Source organism: Qipengyuania citrea, from assembly GCF_009828015.1.
GTDB lineage: Bacteria > Pseudomonadota > Alphaproteobacteria > Sphingomonadales > Sphingomonadaceae > Qipengyuania > Qipengyuania citrea.
This window is the reverse complement of sequence record NZ_WTYG01000001.1, coordinates 515,779-531,995: the sequence shown is the minus strand read 5'-3', so window position 1 is coordinate 531,995 and position 16,217 is coordinate 515,779. Positions and strand designations below refer to the sequence as shown.

At 64.9% G+C, this 16,217-nt stretch carries 17 protein-coding genes; 12 read left to right on the top strand and 5 right to left on the bottom strand.

Features of this window, described 5'->3' with window-relative positions:
• Positions 1 to 115 precede the first annotated feature (115 nt).
• The 4 genes from GRI55_RS02400 (at position 116) to GRI55_RS02385 (ending at position 4,825) form a co-directional block, all read left to right on the top strand.
• Positions 116 to 904 (top strand): cell division protein FtsX, encoded by a 789-nt coding sequence (locus tag GRI55_RS02400; protein WP_331251262.1) that lies wholly within the window; start codon positions 116 to 118, stop codon positions 902 to 904.
• Positions 901 to 1,431, top strand: a complete 531-nt coding sequence (locus GRI55_RS02395) for a YdcF family protein (protein ID WP_050599487.1) — start codon at positions 901 to 903, stop codon at positions 1,429 to 1,431. Before GRI55_RS02400 ends, GRI55_RS02395 begins: the two co-directional genes overlap by 4 nt.
• A 7-nt stretch (positions 1,432 to 1,438) precedes the next feature.
• Positions 1,439 to 2,119, top strand: a complete 681-nt coding sequence (locus tag GRI55_RS02390) for a lysophospholipid acyltransferase family protein (RefSeq protein ID WP_063507127.1) — start codon at positions 1,439 to 1,441, stop codon at positions 2,117 to 2,119.
• Between the two features lie 162 nt (positions 2,120 to 2,281).
• Positions 2,282 to 4,825, top strand: a complete 2,544-nt coding sequence (locus GRI55_RS02385; protein ID WP_160766074.1) for a bifunctional diguanylate cyclase/phosphodiesterase — start codon at positions 2,282 to 2,284, stop codon at positions 4,823 to 4,825.
• A gap of 29 nt (positions 4,826 to 4,854) precedes the next feature.
• Here the strand turns inward: GRI55_RS02385 and GRI55_RS02380 are convergent, their stop codons facing one another.
• Together GRI55_RS02380 and hisC are read right to left on the bottom strand one after the other, a co-directional pair.
• Entirely contained in the window at positions 4,855 to 5,760 is a 906-nt protein-coding gene (locus GRI55_RS02380; protein ID WP_160766073.1) for a prephenate/arogenate dehydrogenase family protein, read from the bottom strand.
• A complete protein-coding gene (hisC, locus tag GRI55_RS02375) occupies positions 5,757 to 6,875 on the bottom strand; it encodes a histidinol-phosphate transaminase (RefSeq protein ID WP_160766072.1) in 1,119 nt (372 codons plus the stop codon). Before hisC ends, GRI55_RS02380 begins: the two co-directional genes overlap by 4 nt.
• A gap of 95 nt (positions 6,876 to 6,970) precedes the next feature.
• On the opposite strand from hisC, the gene metX reads away from it, so the two are divergent.
• Together metX and metW are read left to right on the top strand one after the other, a co-directional pair.
• Positions 6,971 to 8,074, top strand: coding sequence for a homoserine O-acetyltransferase MetX (gene metX, locus GRI55_RS02370; RefSeq protein ID WP_050599483.1), 1,104 nt, complete (start codon positions 6,971 to 6,973; stop codon positions 8,072 to 8,074).
• On the top strand, positions 8,071 to 8,655 hold the full coding sequence (gene metW, locus GRI55_RS02365; protein WP_063507131.1) for a methionine biosynthesis protein MetW: 585 nt from the start codon (positions 8,071 to 8,073) through the stop codon (positions 8,653 to 8,655). The genes metX and metW overlap by 4 nt, the downstream gene beginning before the upstream one ends.
• 70 nt (positions 8,656 to 8,725) lie before the next feature.
• Here the strand turns inward: metW and GRI55_RS02360 are convergent, their stop codons facing one another.
• Complete coding sequence (locus tag GRI55_RS02360) at positions 8,726 to 9,118, bottom strand: VOC family protein (protein ID WP_160766071.1); 393 nt, start codon at positions 9,116 to 9,118, stop codon at positions 8,726 to 8,728.
• Positions 9,119 to 9,241: 123 nt separating this feature from the next.
• Here GRI55_RS02360 and GRI55_RS02355 point away from each other — a divergent pair, with 123 nt between their 5' ends.
• Both GRI55_RS02355 and GRI55_RS02350 read left to right on the top strand, forming a co-directional pair.
• Entirely contained in the window at positions 9,242 to 9,601 is a 360-nt protein-coding gene (locus tag GRI55_RS02355; protein ID WP_160766070.1) for a hypothetical protein, read from the top strand.
• 119 nt (positions 9,602 to 9,720) lie between these two features.
• Positions 9,721 to 10,392 (top strand): glutathione S-transferase family protein, encoded by a 672-nt coding sequence (locus tag GRI55_RS02350; RefSeq protein ID WP_063507133.1) that lies wholly within the window; start codon positions 9,721 to 9,723, stop codon positions 10,390 to 10,392.
• Between the two features lie 4 nt (positions 10,393 to 10,396).
• Here the strand turns inward: GRI55_RS02350 and mutM are convergent, their stop codons facing one another.
• Positions 10,397 to 11,212, bottom strand: coding sequence for a bifunctional DNA-formamidopyrimidine glycosylase/DNA-(apurinic or apyrimidinic site) lyase (mutM, locus tag GRI55_RS02345; RefSeq protein WP_160766069.1), 816 nt, complete (start codon positions 11,210 to 11,212; stop codon positions 10,397 to 10,399).
• Between the two features lie 123 nt (positions 11,213 to 11,335).
• Here mutM and GRI55_RS02340 point away from each other — a divergent pair, with 123 nt between their 5' ends.
• The 4 genes from GRI55_RS02340 to GRI55_RS02325 are packed head-to-tail and all read left to right on the top strand — an operon-like array spanning position 11,336 to position 15,823.
• A complete protein-coding gene (locus GRI55_RS02340) occupies positions 11,336 to 12,067 on the top strand; it encodes a class I SAM-dependent methyltransferase (protein ID WP_160766068.1) in 732 nt (243 codons plus the stop codon).
• Positions 12,068 to 12,069: 2 nt separating this feature from the next.
• Positions 12,070 to 13,632 carry a 2-polyprenylphenol 6-hydroxylase gene (gene ubiB / locus GRI55_RS02335; protein WP_307019817.1) on the top strand — a complete coding sequence of 521 codons (1,563 nt, stop codon included), beginning with the start codon at positions 12,070 to 12,072 and terminating at the stop codon, positions 13,630 to 13,632.
• The gene (locus tag GRI55_RS02330; protein WP_237452376.1) at positions 13,599 to 14,729 is read left to right on the top strand and encodes a hypothetical protein; all 1,131 of its coding nucleotides are present in this window, start codon (positions 13,599 to 13,601) and stop codon (positions 14,727 to 14,729) included. Before ubiB ends, GRI55_RS02330 begins: the two co-directional genes overlap by 34 nt.
• Positions 14,729 to 15,823, top strand: a complete 1,095-nt coding sequence (locus tag GRI55_RS02325) for a hypothetical protein (protein ID WP_160766066.1) — start codon at positions 14,729 to 14,731, stop codon at positions 15,821 to 15,823. The genes GRI55_RS02330 and GRI55_RS02325 overlap by 1 nt, the downstream gene beginning before the upstream one ends.
• On the opposite strand, the gene GRI55_RS02320 is transcribed toward GRI55_RS02325, so the two are convergent.
• On the bottom strand, positions 15,777 to 16,169 hold the full coding sequence (locus tag GRI55_RS02320; RefSeq protein ID WP_063506850.1) for a hypothetical protein: 393 nt from the start codon (positions 16,167 to 16,169) through the stop codon (positions 15,777 to 15,779). The two genes, GRI55_RS02325 and GRI55_RS02320, sit on opposite strands and share 47 nt — an antisense overlap.
• Between the last annotated feature and the right edge of the window lie 48 nt (positions 16,170 to 16,217).

Here is a 16,217-nt window from a genome sequence, read left to right as displayed (position 1 = left end):
GCTGAGCGCGGACTGTCACCTTTTCGCGGACGCCGCGCCGCGCATCTCTTGCCCCAGGCGCGGCTGGGTGGGCCGATGCCGTGGGTGATCGCCATCATGGTTGCCCTTACGGTGCTTGCCGCAGGGGGGGGGACTTGCGCTCGCCAATCTCGCCGATCGGGCGCGCGGCGAACTGGCGGGCAGCGCAACCGTGCAGATCGTCGATCCCGACCCGCAATCGCGCTCGCAGCAAGCCGATGCAGCGGCCACCCTGCTGGTCCAGGACCCCGCGGTCGCCGGGCTGGCGATCGTCCCGCCCGAAAGCGTTGCGGATTTGCTCGAACCGTGGCTGGGCACTGACGATCCGGAACAGGCGGTGCCGCTGCCCGCCCTGATCGACCTGCGGCTGCGGGACGGCGCCGATGCCGCCACGCTGGACCGGCTGCGCAGCCTGCTGGCGGATGCGGCACCCGCTGCCCGGATCGATGCGCAGGCGCAGTGGCTGGCGCCGGTCCTCGATGCCCTGTCGGCGCTAGGATGGATGGCGTTCGGACTGATCGGCCTGCTTGCCTTCACCAGCGCGGCGGCCGTGTGGCTGGCCGCCCGCAATGCGCTGGGGGGCAATCGCGACACGATCGAGATCGTGCACCTGCTGGGCGGCAGCGACGCGCAGATCGCGCGGATATTCCAACGTTCGATCCTGGCCGATGCCGTGATCGGCGGCGCGCTGGGTCTGGTAATCGGGATGGCCGCCGTGTGGCTGATGGGGGCGCAGTTCGCCGCGCTCGATTCGGGCCTCGTATCCAGCGGGGGGCTGCAGGGCAGCGATTGGCTGGTCTTGGCCCTTGTCCCCGTGGGGGCGGTTGCTCTAGCGGTGCTGACAGCACGGTTTACCGTGCTCGCTTCGCTCAGGAAAATGCTGTGATCCTCCGCCTCTTCGCTGCAGCTGTGCTGGTCTATGCGTTCGGCTTCCTTGCCTTTGCCGTCTCGCTGCCCAAGCCGGTGAGTGGGCAGCGCACCGATGCCGTTATCGTGCTGACCGGCGGTCCGGGCCGCATCGCGCGCGGGCTGGAAGTGGTCGACGAGGGGCTGGCCGAGCAGATGTTCGTTTCCGGCGTCGATCCCGAAGTGACCCCGGCCGAATTCGCCAGCGAATTCGACGTTCCGCGCCGGACAATGGAATGCTGCGTCAAGCTCGGCTATCTCGCCGTCGATACGCGCAGCAATGCGGGCGAGGCCGCGCAGTGGCTCAAGGAACACGATTATACGAGCGTGCGCCTGGTAACCACCGACTGGCACATGGCGCGGGCGGCCTCCGAATTCGCCGGCACGCTGCCGCCGCAGATCGATGTGCTGAAGGACGCAGTGCCCTCGCATCCGAACCTGCCGACGCTGTTCCTCGAATACAACAAGCTGCTCGCCGCGGCGATTTCGCAAGGTCTGCCAGACTGATCCGCCTATGCGATTGTTGCGTAACCTTGCCTTCTACTTCGCTTTCTATCTTGGGAGCCTGCTGATTACCTCGGCATCGCTGGCGGTTCTACCGTTCAGCGTGGAAGCGTTCCGCCGGCAGGTGCGCAACTGGTCGCAGTGGCAACGCTGGTGCCTCACGCATCTGCTCGGCTGCGAGATCGTGCTCGAAGGCGCGCCGCTGGCCGAACCGGTGCTCTATGCGATGAAGCACGAAAGCTTTTTCGAGGCGATCGATACGCCCGCACTGTTCGATTGCCCCAGCGTCTTCGCCAAGCAGGAATTGTTCAGCATCCCGTTGTGGGGGCGCGCGGCAGCGGCGTTCGGGCTGGTGCCGGTGGAACGCAATGCCGGGGCCCGCGCGCTGATGACCATGATCCGTTCGGCCAAGGCGCTCGCGGCGGATGGACGCCCCCTGGTGATTTTCCCCGAAGGGACGCGGGTGCCGCATGGCGAAAAGCGTGAACTGCAATCCGGCTTTGCCGGCCTGTACAAGATGCTCGGCCTGCCGGTGGTCCCGGTCGCAGTGGACAGCGGGCCGGTCTATCACCGGCTCTACAAGCAGCCCGGACGGATCACTTATCGCTTCGCCGAACCGATCCCGCCGGGCTTGCCGCGGGCCGAGGTGGAAACCAGGGTGCGCGAGGCGATCAACACGCTGAATCCCTGAGGACGCCACCCGGCGCAACGTTATCGATCTTGCGAAAAAGGCTATGCCGTGCAGCCGTTTATGACGGTATTGAGTGGTCTCTGTAACACTAAATTGCGCATACGCGTCTATCCGGCCTTATTGTAAACGGGTCGATAACCTTCTCCTGTCTATCGCGAGCGGATGGATTCGCCGTCCGTCCCCAATCCGAAACCGGAACAACTGCGCCTGGCTGCGCTGGGCGAGCTGGGCGTGCTCGACACCGAGGCCGAGCGCGAGTTCGACGCACTCGCGCGGGTTACGGCCTCAATCATGGGCGTACCCAATGCCGGGATCAGCCTGGTCGATGCCGATCGCCAGTGGTTCAAGGCCTCGCACGGGATCGAGATCGGGGAAACGCCGCGCGATATCGCCTTTTGCGATCAGGTGGTGGCTCGCGGCGAGGCGCTGCTGATCGCGGATACGCTCGAGTCCGAAGAGTTCGCCGCCAACCCGCTGGTCACCGGACATCCCAGGCTCCGGTTCTACGCCGGCGCGCCGCTGATGCTCGACTCGGGCGAGTGTGTCGGCAGCCTGTGTGCGCTCGATACGGTGCCGCATCCCGATTTCCCCATCGAGAAACTCGACAGGTTGCGCGATCTCGCGACACTGGCATCCGAGTTGCTCGAGGCCAGGGGGCGCCGATTGCGCGGCGAGATCGCCGCCAAGATCGTTTCGGCCACGCCGCATGCGGTCATGGCCGCCAACCACCGCGCCGAGATCGTCTACTGGAATACTGCCGCCGAGAAGATGTTCGGACTGCCCGCGGCCAAGGCCATCGGGCGCAATGTCATGACCATCATCCCGAAGAAGTTTCACCATGGTCACCAGGAACGCTTCGAAGCAGCCGCAGAAGGGGGGCCGACGCGCCTGGTAGGGACATTCGTCGAACTCGAAGCGCGTCATGCCGACGGCACGGTTTTCCCGGTGGAACTGTCCTTGGCACCATGGGGCAGCCAGGACATGGGCGGGTTCGCCGCAGTCATTCGCGATACGACCGACCAGATGAAACTGCGCGCCGAACGCGACCGCAACAAGCAGTTCCTCGACGCGGTGGTGTCCAATCTGCCGTCGATGCTGTTCGTCAAGGACACCGACACGCGCCGCTACCTGCTGGTCAATCGCAAGGCCGAAGAGGTCATTGGTCGTTCCGCCGAGTCGATGAAGGGAAAATCGGATGCGGAACTGTTCCCGGGAGCGGGCCAGACCTTCGAACACAATGATCTGAAAGTGATCACCCAGGGGGGAACGAGCCAGACCGAAGCCGAATTCGAACGCGATGATGCCACGCGCGTCCATATCAGGACGACGCGGGTGCTGATCGATGGTCCCGACCGGCCCAACCAGTATCTGCTGGGATTGTCCGAAGACATCACCAGCATGCGCAAGACCGAGGCCGCCCGCTGGCGGCTGGCCAATTACGATACGCTGACCGGCTTGCTGAACCGCGGCAGCATGCTCGCCCAGATCGAACGCCTCATCGAGGCGGAGCACCGCTTCGCCATTTTGAACATCGACCTCGACCGGTTCAAATCGGTGAACGACCAGTTCGGCCATGTGACCGGGGACGAAGTGCTCAAGGTGGTCGGCGCCCGCCTTGCCGACCTGTCCGACGAGAACACCCAGATCGCCCGCATCGGCGGCGACGAATTCGTCTGCCTGATGACCGGCGAGCGGCTGCGGGAACGCGCGGCGCGGTGCGCGGAGATGATCATCGCCGGGCTCCGGCAACCGATCAAGACGCGGGGCATCACCGCGCATCTCGGGGCTTCGATCGGAGTGGTCCTCTATCCCGATGATGGCCGCTGCGTCGAATCGCTGCGGCAGAACTCCGACCTCGCCATGTACCGCGCCAAGAACGAGGCGAAGGGCGAACCGTGTTTCTTCGATGACGAGATGGATGCCGCGGAGCGCGATCGCCGCACGCTCGAGCGCGACATGCGCACGGCGATCGAAGAAGGCCGGATCGACATCGCCTACCAGCCGATCGTCTGCGTTGCGACCGGCGAGATAACCAGCGTCGAGGCGCTCGCGCGGTGGAGCGAACCCGATCGCGGCGCAATCCCGCCCGACATTTTCATCGCGCTTGCGGAGGACTGCGGGCTGATCGACGAACTGGGCGAACAGATCCTTCGCCGCGCCTGCATCGACGGTCTGGCCTGGCCGGAGAAGCTCAAGGTCGCGGTCAATCTCTCGCCGCGCCAGTTCTATTCGGGAATGCTGACCGATACCGTACTGCGCGTGGTCGAGGAAACGGGTTTCCCCGCCCACCGGCTACAGTTCGAGATTACCGAGAACCTCGTCATCCAGAACGCGGCGGAAGCGTTCTCGCAGCTGGAGGAGCTCAAGAGCCACGCGATCGGGATCTCGATCGACGACTTCGGCATCGGCTATTCCTCGCTGAGCTACTTCCAGTCGTTCAGCTTCAACAAGGTGAAGATCGACAAATCGTTCGTGTCCGAACTCGACCATTCCAAGGCCGCGAAGGCAATCGTCCAGGCGGTGGTCGGATTGGCCACGCAGCTCTCGATGTCCGTAGTGGCCGAAGGGGTGGAAACGCCGTTGCAGCGCCAGATGCTCGAAGACCTCGGCTGCAGCCATCTTCAGGGCTATCTTATCAGTCGCCCCGTCTCCGCCAGTGCGATCAGCGCCATGGTGATTTCCGAAGCAGCGCTGCTGCCGGCCTGATCTGGATCCAGCCGTCTGAGCTTCGGCGCTTAGTGGTCCTTGCGCCCGAAATCGGGGCGCGCATCATCCTGGCCTTCGTCGATGATCGACCGGCGGATGGTGCGGGTACGGTCGAACAGTTCGAAGAGCGTATCCCCATCGCCGTTGCGAATTGCCCGCTGGAGCAGGCTGAGATCCTCGGTGAACCGTCCTAGCACCTCGAGCACGGCATCGCGGTTCGACAGGAAGACATCGCGCCACATCGTCGGATTGCTGGCCGCGATACGCGTGAAATCGCGAAACCCGCCCGCTGAATACTTGATCACTTCGCCGCGGGTGACCTCTTCCAGGTCGGATGCGGTCCCGACGATGGTATAGGCAATCAGATGCGGAATGTGGCTGGTCACCGCCAGCACGAGATCATGGTGCCGCGCATCCATGACCTCGACCGTGGCGCCGAGCCCGACCCAGAAATCCGCCAGCGCATCGACCGCGGTCTGCGGCGTATCCTCGGCCGGCGTCACGATGCACCAGCGCTGCCGGAACAGCGTGGCAAAGCCTGCATCCGGACCGCTGTTCTCGGTCCCGGCAACCGGATGTGCGGGAATGACGATGGCCTCGGGGAGGGCTGCGCCCAGCGCTTCGCACACGCTGCGCTTCGACGAGCCCACGTCGCTGACGATGGTGCCGGGCGTGATATGCGCCGCAATCGCCTGCGCGGCGGCTGCCATCGCGCCCACCGGCACGCACAGGATGACGAGATCCGCATCGCGAACGGCGTCGGCCGGCGTTTGCCCGACCGTATCGACCAGGCCCCGCGCCGCCGCCTGCGCGCGGACGTCGCCATCGGCATCCCAGCCCGTGGTGGTCAGGTCGGGCAGGTTTTCGCGTACTGCGAGGCCGATCGACCCGCCGATCAGTCCCAGGCCGATGATCGCGACACGGCGGATGGTCATGCCGCGTTCCCGCACAGGCGCTGCAACACGCCGGCGATATCGTCCATCTGGCTGGCTGTGCCGATGGTGATGCGCAGCGCCTGCGGCAGACCCTGGCCCGGCAGATGACGCACCGCATAGCCCGCTTCGGCAATCGCCTTCAGCGCGGTTTCCGCCTGCAGCGCGCCTTCGAACAGGACCAGCACGAAATTCGCCTTGCTGGGGACCGCACGCAGCCCGTGATTGCCGAGCGCTTCGATCACCTGTGTAAAGCGCTTGCGCTCTTCGCGGTTGGCCTCGCGCGAACGGGTAACAAATCCGTGGTCGTTTACCGCGGCGATCGCAGCGCGCTGTCCGCCTGCGGTGACATTGAAGGGGCCTCGGATGCGGTTGAGAACGTCGATCAGCTCGGGGGCGCCCGTCGCCCAGCCGATCCGCTCTCCTGCCAGGCCATAGATCTTGGAGAAGGTCCGCGTGACCAGCACGTTTGCGGCATTAGCAGCAAGCGCGAACCCGCCATCGGCCTCCTCAGGTTCGAGATATTCGGCATAGGCCTGATCGAGCACGAACAGGACGTCGGTGGGCAGGCCGGCGTGCAGGCGCCCGATTTCGCTACGAGGCAGGTACGTGCCCGTGGGATTGTTCGGATTAGCGAGGAAGACCACCCGCGTGCGATCGGTCACCGCAGCCAGCATCTCATCGACATCGGCGCCGAAATCGGCATCCCCGACTTCGACCGGTGTCGCACCGCAACGGCGTGCGGCAATATCGTAGACCGCGAAGCTGTACCGGCTGAATAGCACTTCGTCGCCCGGCCCGGCGAATCCCTGCGCGGCAAGGTTGAGCAATTCGTCCGATCCGGTGCCGCAGACGATCCGCGCCGGATCGATGCCGTGTTCGCGGCCCAGCGCCCCGCGCAATGCGATGGCGTCCGGATCGGGATATTCTGCGGGGGCGTGATCGCGCGCCAGCGCCGCCAGCGCTGCGGCGCTGCAACCCAGCGGGTTTTCGTTGGCGGACAGCTTGGTCAGCCTGCGCCCGTCCGCGCCGGTGGACTTGCCCGGAACATAGGCGTGGATGCCCGCAATCCAGGGCTTCATCACGGGTTTTCCCGCGCGTGTATCGTTCTCTGCCATAGCGGCTTTGTCGCATGGAAGAATATCGGCCCTTCGACAAGCGGCAGGCTTGTGGTTAGAGGCAGGCTTTGATTGTTTCCGTCCAAGGTCCGATTGTGTCCACCGCCTCGCAAACCCTTGTCCTGCCTCATGCCCTGCCGCTCGATGGCGGCGGCGAACTGGCGCGTGTCGAGATTGCCTACGAAACCTATGGCACGCTCGATGCGGACCGATCGAACGCCATTCTGCTGTGTCACGCGCTGACCGGCGACCAGCATGTCGCCTCGCCGCATCCGGTGACCGGCAAGCCCGGCTGGTGGCAGCGCATGGTGGGACCGGGCAAGCCGATCGATACCGACCGCTTCCACGTCATCTGCGCCAATGTGATCGGCAGCTGCATGGGCTCGACCGGGCCGGCCAGCGACGCGGGCGATGGCAACCCGCATGCGATGCGCTTCCCGGTCATCACGATCCGCGACATGGTGCGCGCGCATGTCGGCCTGCTCGACACGCTGGGGATTGCGCGGCTGCATGCGGTGGTCGGCGGATCGATGGGCGGGATGCAGGCGCTGAGCTTGGCGGCGAACTGGCCCGAGCGCGCCGAGCGCGTGCTGGTGATTGCCTCGACCAGCCGCCATTCGGCACAGAACATCGGCTTTCATGAACTGGGGCGGCAGGCGATCATGGCCGACCCGCGCTGGCAGGGCGGCGATTACTACGGCGGCGAGGCACCCGAAAACGGGCTCGCCGTCGCGCGGATGGCGGCGCATATCACATACCTGTCGGAAGAAGCGCTGACCGCAAAGTTCGGGCGCAATCTGCAGGATCGCCCCGATGGGTCGAAAGGCGCCAAGACATTCGGGTTCGACGCCGATTTCCAGGTCGAAAGCTATTTGCGCTACCAAGGCAGCGGGTTCAGCCGCCGCTTCGATGCCAACAGCTACCTCTATATCACCCGAGCGATGGATTATTTCGATCTGGCAGAAGAACATGGCGGGCGGCTGGCAGATGCTTTCGCTGGCACCACGGCACGCTTCTGCCTTGTGAGCTTCGACAGCGACTGGCTCTATCCCACGGCCGAAAGCCGGCATGTGGTCCATGCGCTCAATGCGGCGGGTGCTGCGGTCAGTTTCGTCGAACTGTCGGCCCCGCATGGCCATGACAGCTTCCTCCTTGATGTCCCCGCGCTCGACCGGGTCGTGGAAGGTTTTCTCGGATGACCCTGCGCGCCGACCTCGCCGTGATCGCCGACCATGTCGCGCCTGGCAGCCGCGTGCTCGATATCGGCTGCGGTGACGGTGCGCTGATGCTGGCGCTGCGCGAAAAGCAGTGCGACGTCCGCGGGATCGAAATCGATGGCGCCAGTGTCGAGCGCTGCGTTGCACAGGGCCTGTCGGTCGTACAGGGCGACGCCGATCGCGACCTGCGCGACTATCCCGACAAGGGGTTCGATTACGCGGTGCTCAGCCAGACGCTGCAGACCGCGGTGCGGCCCGACCGCATGCTCGACGAATTGCTGCGGGTGGGCACGCGGGCCTTCGTCAGCTTCCCGAATTTCGCGCACTGGCGCACGCGCGCCGCACTGATGTTCGGTGGGCGCATGCCAGTGACGCGCAGCATCCCGGTAAGCTGGTACGAAACGCAGAACATCCACCACGTCACCATCAGCGATTTCCGCGATCTGGCGCGCGAGAAGGCAGCGACGATCGAACGCGACTGGTATTTCGCCAGCCGTGGCCCGATCGGCCGGACGGGCGCCAATGCGCGCGCCGAATTTGCCGTGTTCGAACTTTCACGCTGAGATTAGCGCGCGCTCGGACGCCCAGGCGGGGGATGACGGAGATTCGACCGTGCATCCCCCGGTGCGGCGATCACCCGGCGCGGTGCAGGCCGCAGATCTTGTGTCCGTCGAGATCGCGGAAATAGCACAGGTGCATCGCCCCCATCGCGCTTTCGCGCAGGCCCGGCGGGTCTTCGATGCTGGTGCCGCCCGCGGCGATCGCGGCATCGTGCAGTTCCTTCACCTGTTCGGGCGAATCGCATTTGAAGCCGATGGTCGTGCCATTGGCGCAGGTGGCGGGTTCGCCGTCGATCGGCTGCGACAGCGCCAGCACATTGCCGCCATGCATGAAGAAGACGCGCTTGATCCCGCTGTCGAGCGTGTTGTCCATCGCCCCTTCGACACCGATCACCTTGAGCACCTTTTCATAGAACGCCTTGGATTTCTCGATATCGTTGGTGCCGATCATGATGTGGTTAAACATCGCATCTCTCTCCTTTGAGTTTCGTTTCGCCACCTTAACCGTGCGCAGTGGCGAGACAAGCGACGATCGACATCCGGTGTAGCTTGCGGTTCATCCGTGCAGGTCTAGAAGCAGGACATGCCCATGCTTCTCGCACCGCTCGCCCTTTCCTTCATGCAGGTTGCCTCGGCCGCCCCGGCCGCTCCGTTGCCCGATCTGACGCTCGAACAGTCGGGCGCGCTGCGCTGTTCGGTCGTCTTCGGGCTGGTCCACAAGGCGCAGCGCGCGGGCGAGGACGGGGCAGCCGGCTATCCCGTGATGGCCGAGCGCGGACAGGAATTCTTCGTGCGCACGACTGCACGGCTGATGGACGAACTCGGCGCGGATCGCAGGACGATCATGGGGCTGGTGATGCGCGAACACACGGCGCTGGCCGAAACTCCCGAGCAATTGGACGAGGTCATGCCTGCCTGCCTGATGCTGCTCGACGCCGCGGGGCTCTGATCGCTTCGCCGGGCATTCCGGCACAGCATTCGCCGCGGCCGGAATGCGCGCAATTTTATGCGTAGAGTACCGCGGCCCAGTGGACGCATGCCCCGGGCTTGTGGCAAGGTAATCAATCCATGTGGCAGCTCTACCAATTCCCCCTGTGCCCATTTAGCCGCAAGCTGCGCCTGCTGATGGGCGAGAAGAACATTGCCTACGAACTGGTGCGCGAACACCCGTGGGAAGGGCGCGACGAATTCTGGCATCTGAACCCGGCCGGACGCACGCCGGTGCTGCACGATGCGGGCCGCGGCGTCAGCCTGTCGGACAGCCAGGCGATCTGCGAATTTCTCGAGGAAACGGTCGAGCGCAACCCGATGATCAACGGTTCCGCGCTGCAACGCGCCGAGATCCGCCGGCTCGTCGCGCTGTTCGACGAGAACCTCTATGCCGATGTTTCAGGGCCCTTGCTGCACGAACGGATGAAGAAGCGGCTCGTGTTGCGCCAGCCGCCCGATTCGCGCGTCCTGCGTGAAGCGATGAAGAACGCGCATGCACATCTCGACTATATCGACTGGTTGGTGGATACCCGCCAGTGGCTTGCCGGGCCGACGCTCGGCCTCGCCGATCTCGCCTGCGCGGCACAATTGTCGGTGGCGGATTACCTCGGCGGGATCGACTGGAAGGGCCACGAACAGACGCGGCACTGGTATTCGGTGATGAAGAGCCGCCCCAGCTTCCGGCCGCTGCTCAGCGAGAAGATGGAAGGGCTGCCGCCGCCCCCGCATTACGCGCTGGTCGACGCCTGACCGGCTATTTCTGGCACAGGGGGCAGAACCACGTGCTGCGCCCGCCCTGCACGATCCGCCGCACGGTCCCGCCGTCATCGCGGTGGCAGGCGTCGCCTTCGCGGCCATAGACATGGAAGCGGGTAGCGAAATAGCCGAGATTGCCATCGGGCTGCGCGAAATCGCGCAGCGTCGAGCCGCCGTCTTCGATCGAGCGCGTGAGCACATCCTTGATTGCCGGGATGAGCCGCCTGAGCTGCGGCATGGTTACCTTGCCGCCGGCCTTGCGCGGGTGAATGCCCGCCTGCCACAGCGCTTCGCACACATAGATATTGCCCAGGCCCGCCACGATCCGCTGGTCGAGCAGCAGCAGCTTGATCGCCTGCTTGCGGCCGCGTGTCGCCTCGCGCAAATGCTCGGGCGTCAAATCGGCGCCCAGCGGTTCGGGGCCAAGCGCGGCAAAGGGCGGCCATAGATCGAGTTCGGGGGCGAGCAGCAGGTCGACCGAGCCGAAACGACGCGGATCGTTGAGCGCGAAGACATGGTCCTCGGTCTCCAGCACCAGATGATCGTGCTTGTCCGCTGCTTCGGGATCGATCCGCCAGCGCCCGCTCATGCCGAGATGGAACACCATCGCATGGTCACGGTCGGTATGGAGGATGCCGTATTTCGCGCGGCGCGACAGGCCCGAGACGGTCGCCCCGGTCAGCGCCTGCACCAGATCGGGCGGGAAGGGGCGCCGCATGTCGGGCCGGTTCACCCGCACGCTGGTGATCCGCTCGCCCTCGAGAAATCTGGCAAGCCCGCGGACGGTGGTTTCGACTTCGGGAAGCTCGGGCATCTGAAAATCTCGTCACCCCGGCGAAAGCTGGGGTTATTGTCGGAGGGCGATCCCAGCTTTCGCTGGGATGACGGGCTAATTCAAGGCCTTTGCCGCGGCCGCAATTCCCCCTAAGGCCCCCGCATGAGCGAAACCGTTTCCTTCGGCTACGAAGATATCGATGCTGCGGAAAAGACCGGCCGCGTGGGCGAGGTTTTTTCCAATGTCGCCGCCAAATACGACGTGATGAACGACGCGATGAGCGTGGGCATGCACCGCTTGTGGAAGGACCGCTTCGTCAAATGCGTCAAACCGCAGGCGGGCGAAGCCATTCTCGACATGGCGGGCGGCACCGGCGACATCGCTTTCCGCATGGCCGAAAAAGGCGCGAGCATAACTGTCTCGGACATCAACCAGGACATGCTCGATGTCGGGATCGAGCGCGCGATGGAGCGCGGGATCGACGGGCTGGTATGGTCGCGCCAGAATGCCGAGGAACTGAGCTTTTCGAGCCGTATCTTCGATGCCTACACGATTGCGTTCGGGATCAGGAATGTCACGCATATCGACCGGGCGCTGAGGGAAGCGCATCGCGTGCTGAAATATGGCGGGCGCTTCTTCTGCCTCGAATTCAGCACTGTCGAATGGCCCGGTTTCAAGGAAGCCTACGACCTCTATTCGCACAAGCTGGTGCCGCAGATCGGCAAGGCGATTGCCAATGACGAGGAGAGCTATCGCTATCTCGTCGAATCGATCCGCCGCTTCCCCGACATGCCCGGCTTCGAACGCATGATCCGCGAGGCGGGTTTCGAAAACACCCGCGTCGAACCGATCCTCGGCGGGCTCGTCGCGATCCATTCGGGATGGAAGGTCTAGGGGTGGCACGGCCCTCGACGCATATCTGGCGCTTGCTCAAATGGGGGCGCACGCTGGCGCGCCACGGAGCGCTGCGGGGGATCGAAAGCGATCCCAACACGCCCGCACCGATCAAGCGGCTGGCACGCATTGCGCGTTTCGGCACCCGGCAACCCGACACCCCCGACTACGCCGGAGCGTTCCGTGACATCGGCCCCGCCGCGATCAAGCTGGGCCAGACACTCGCCACCCGCCCCGATCTGGTCGGAGAAGAGGCCGCCCGCAATCTGCTCATGCTGCAGGACAACCTGCCGCCGGTGGATTTCGCCGAGATCCGGGCCAGCATCGAAGCCAGTTTCGAGCAACCGATCGAGGCGCTGTGGGCCGAATTCGACCCGGTGCCAATCGGCGCGGCGTCGATCGCGCAGGTCCACCGCGCGGTTACCACCGAAGGTCGGCAGGTCGCGGTCAAGGTGCTGCGTCCCGGCGTGCGCGAACAGTTCGCCCGCGACATCAGTACCTATGAGTGGGCAGCGGCGCATCTCGAGAGCTTCGGCGGCGAGGCCGCGCGGTTGCGGCCCCGTCTGATCATCGCCAATTTCAAGCGCTGGACCAATCGCGAGCTCGACTTGCGGCGCGAGGCGGCAAGTGCCTCCGAACTGGCCCAGCACATGGTCGGCACGGCTGGCTATGAAATCCCCGGGATCGACTGGGACCGGACCAACGGCCGCGTGATGACGGTCGACTGGATCGACGGAATCAAGATCAGCAACACCGAGGCGATCCGCGCAGCAGGGCACGACACGGCGGAACTGGCCAGCCGGCTCGTGCTCGCTTTCCTCAAGCAGGCGATCGCGGCGGGCTTTTTCCACGCCGACATGCACCAGGGCAATCTGTTCGTGAAAGCCGACGGCACGATCGCGGCGATCGACTTCGGCATCATGGGGCGGATCGATCGCCGCGCGCGTATGTGGCTGGCGGAAATCCTCTACGGGCTGACGACGGGCAATTACAAACGCGTCGCCGAAATCCATTTCGAAGCGCAATACGTGCCCAGCTATCACGATGTCGACGAGTTCGCGACAGCGCTGCGGGCTGTGGGCGAACCGATGCGTGGCAAACCGGTCAGCGAGCTGTCGGTCGGACAGATGCTCGATGGGCTGTTCGCGATTACCCGCGATTTCGACATGCAGACGCAGCCGCACCTGCTGCTGCTGCAGAAAACCATGGTGATGGTCGAAGGCATCGCCACGCAGCTCGATCCCGCAATCAACATGTGGGATGTCAGTGCGCCCTACGTGCGCAGCTGGATCCGCGATGAACTTGGTCCCGAGGCCGCGCTCGCCGATCGCATCCGCGAAGACACCGGAACGCTGCTGCGGATTCCCGAACTTGTCCGCCGTATGGAGGAACGCTTTCCCCCCAAGGGCGGCGCCCCCGAAGCGCCGCCGCTGCCCAAGGTCGAATTGATGTGGGAAAGGCGCCGCCGCAAGGCGCGCGGTCGCGGTATGCTGGGCTATGCCTTCGCGGCAGTGGCAGGGGGGCTCGCCGCATGGGCAGCGACAATGCAGGGGTGGATCGGCTGACCGGCACCGGCGCGGGTGATGCGCCGCGCTGGGACCGTTTCGCTCGCTGGGGTCGCTGGCCGGCTCGGGCGCTCCTCGCTCTGGTCGCGGCACTGCTGCTGCTTGCTGCGCTGACGCCGCTCGACCGCGGACACACCGTACCGCCGGTGGCGCGCGATACGCATACCGCCCTCATCCAGCCCACGCGTGACGACGATCTGGCCTTCTATGATCGCGTGATCGAGCGGATCGCAGGCGGCGAATCCTATTACGACTTCATTGTCGAAGAGCAGCGCGCACGCGATTATCCGGTTCGCCCGGGGATTACTGTCCGTCTGCCAACACTTGCTTATCTCCATGCCATACTGGGCGAGTTGTGGATGACCGCACTGGCGGCGGTTTTGCTGGCTGCCACTCTTGCTGCCTGGTGGCACCGCTTGGGGGATGAGCCGGGTGGTGAGCGTCACCGGTTGGTCGCCATCGCGCTGCTGGCGGCAAGCGCAACGCTCGGTCTCAACCGATGGTTTTTCGTCTTGCACGAATTATGGGCGGGGATGCTGATCGCGCTGGCGTTCGGCCTGCATCGGCCGGGCCGTTGGGGCTGGGCACTGGCGGTGACCGCGTTGGCGCTCGCCATTCGCGAACATGTTCTGCCCTTTGTGCTGCTGCTCGCAGCGATGGCGGCATGGCGGCGCGACTGGACGGAGGCAGCCGCCTGGGCCGGGCTCGTCCTCCTGTTTCTCGTGGGAATAGGCGCGCATCTGGCGCTGCTGTCGCCGCAGATACTGGCGAGCGATCCGCAAGGCCCGGGCTGGCTGGCCCTGCGCGGACTTGCTGGATGGCTCGGCAACGTGGTTCTGAGCTCGAACCTCCGGTTCCTACCGCATGGTATCGCCGGGCCGATCGTACTCCTGGCATTGCTGGGCTGGGCAGGGTGGAAATCCGCGGCAGGCACCACCGGCACCCTGCTTTATCTCGGGTACGGGATTGCCTTCATGCTCGCCGGACGCACCAACAATTTCTACTGGGGCGCGGTGGTCGCGCCAGCCATTTTTGTCGGTCTTGCCTTTCTTCCGATGGCAGGGGCGTCCCTGCTTCGAGCGGCGCGGGGGCGCTGATGAGACTTCCCGAACATCCGCTTGCTGGGCTGTCCCCGAGGATGGCACTGTTGCTGGCTGTCATCGCCCTGCTTGCCTGCGTGTGGAACGGGTTTGCGCTCGAGATGCGGGATGCGGCTCATACGAGCGACATCGCGGAGCGTCTCGAACGCGGCGAGCGTCTCGATATGGATCTCTACCGTGCAATTAACGGCCGGGTTGCCGCAGGCGAAAGCTATTACACCGCCGCGGCGACTGAGCACCGCGTCTTTGGCATGCCGACCGCACCATTCGTGACGATGCGCACGCCCGTCCTGGCATGGACCACCGCCCTGTGGGGCGCGGATGGCTGGCGGATCATCGCTGTCCTGTTATGGGCAGCCAATATCCTCGCCTGGTACGGTGCATTGCGTAGAAGCGGCCGTTCGACCGCATTGGCAGCAGCAGCTCTGGCTGCGGCGTTTGGCATGGTCGGCTTTATCCCCGACATTGCCTTCAGCCACGAACTGCTTGCCGGGATGATGCTGTCGCTCGCGCTTGCGCTGTCGGCGGGCCCCGGCTGGCTTGCAGGTTTGCTCATGGCGACCTGTGCGATCGCGCTGCGCGAACTCGCACTGCCGTTTCTGGGGGCCTGGGGTGTGGTTGCCTGCCTTGCGGGCGAGCGAGGCAAGGCGCTGGCAATTGCGGGTGCGCTGCTTGCTTTGCTGGTCGGCTTCACCGTGCACGCTGCGATGGTGGATGCGGTTCGCGCGCCGGGCGATCTCGTCTCGATAGGATGGAGCGGCCTGTTGGGACCCGCGCTGCCGCTATACGGCATTCATGTGACCACCTTACTGCAGACATTGCCGAGCTGGTTTGCAGGGACGCTCGGAGTGCTTGCCTTGCTCGGCTGGCTCGGGGCGGGTGGCCGGCTGGGCATGTTCGCGGCGCTGTGGTTCGCAGGCTTCATCACTGCCGTAGCGCTGTTCGCGCGGCAGGAGAACTTCTACTGGATGGGGCTGTTCGTCCCTGCTTACGGCGTGGGTCTCGCGCTGGTTCCTCGCGCCCTGGCCGACCTTGCAGGCGCGGTTAGGCAGCCGCGGCTTGCCCGGAGCCCCACGCGCGTATCGCAATGATGATCACGATGCAGTGGAACCCTTCCACCGCCATCGGCACCATCCACCCTTCATAGGGCCCCTGCGCCACGACATTGATGAAGCGTCCGATGAAGGCGATGCCGAACAGGCCGAGCGCCGGCAGCAACACCTCGCCCCGCCGTTTCCATGCGCCCCACGCCAGCGACAGCGCGGTGACATAGAAGAAGGCGGTCATGTCGCCCCGCAATGTCGATTCGCCGTGGGTCGAGGCGATCGTCAGGCCGAAGTCGCTCGCCGCACTGGCGGGATCGACGAGGAAGCTGGTACCCAGCACCAGGTCGAGTATCGCAAGGGCCAACAAAATCGCGCTCAGGATCACATGCATCGAAACCTCCCCGTTTCCTTTTCTTTCACCATACAAGGTTAGGGAGTA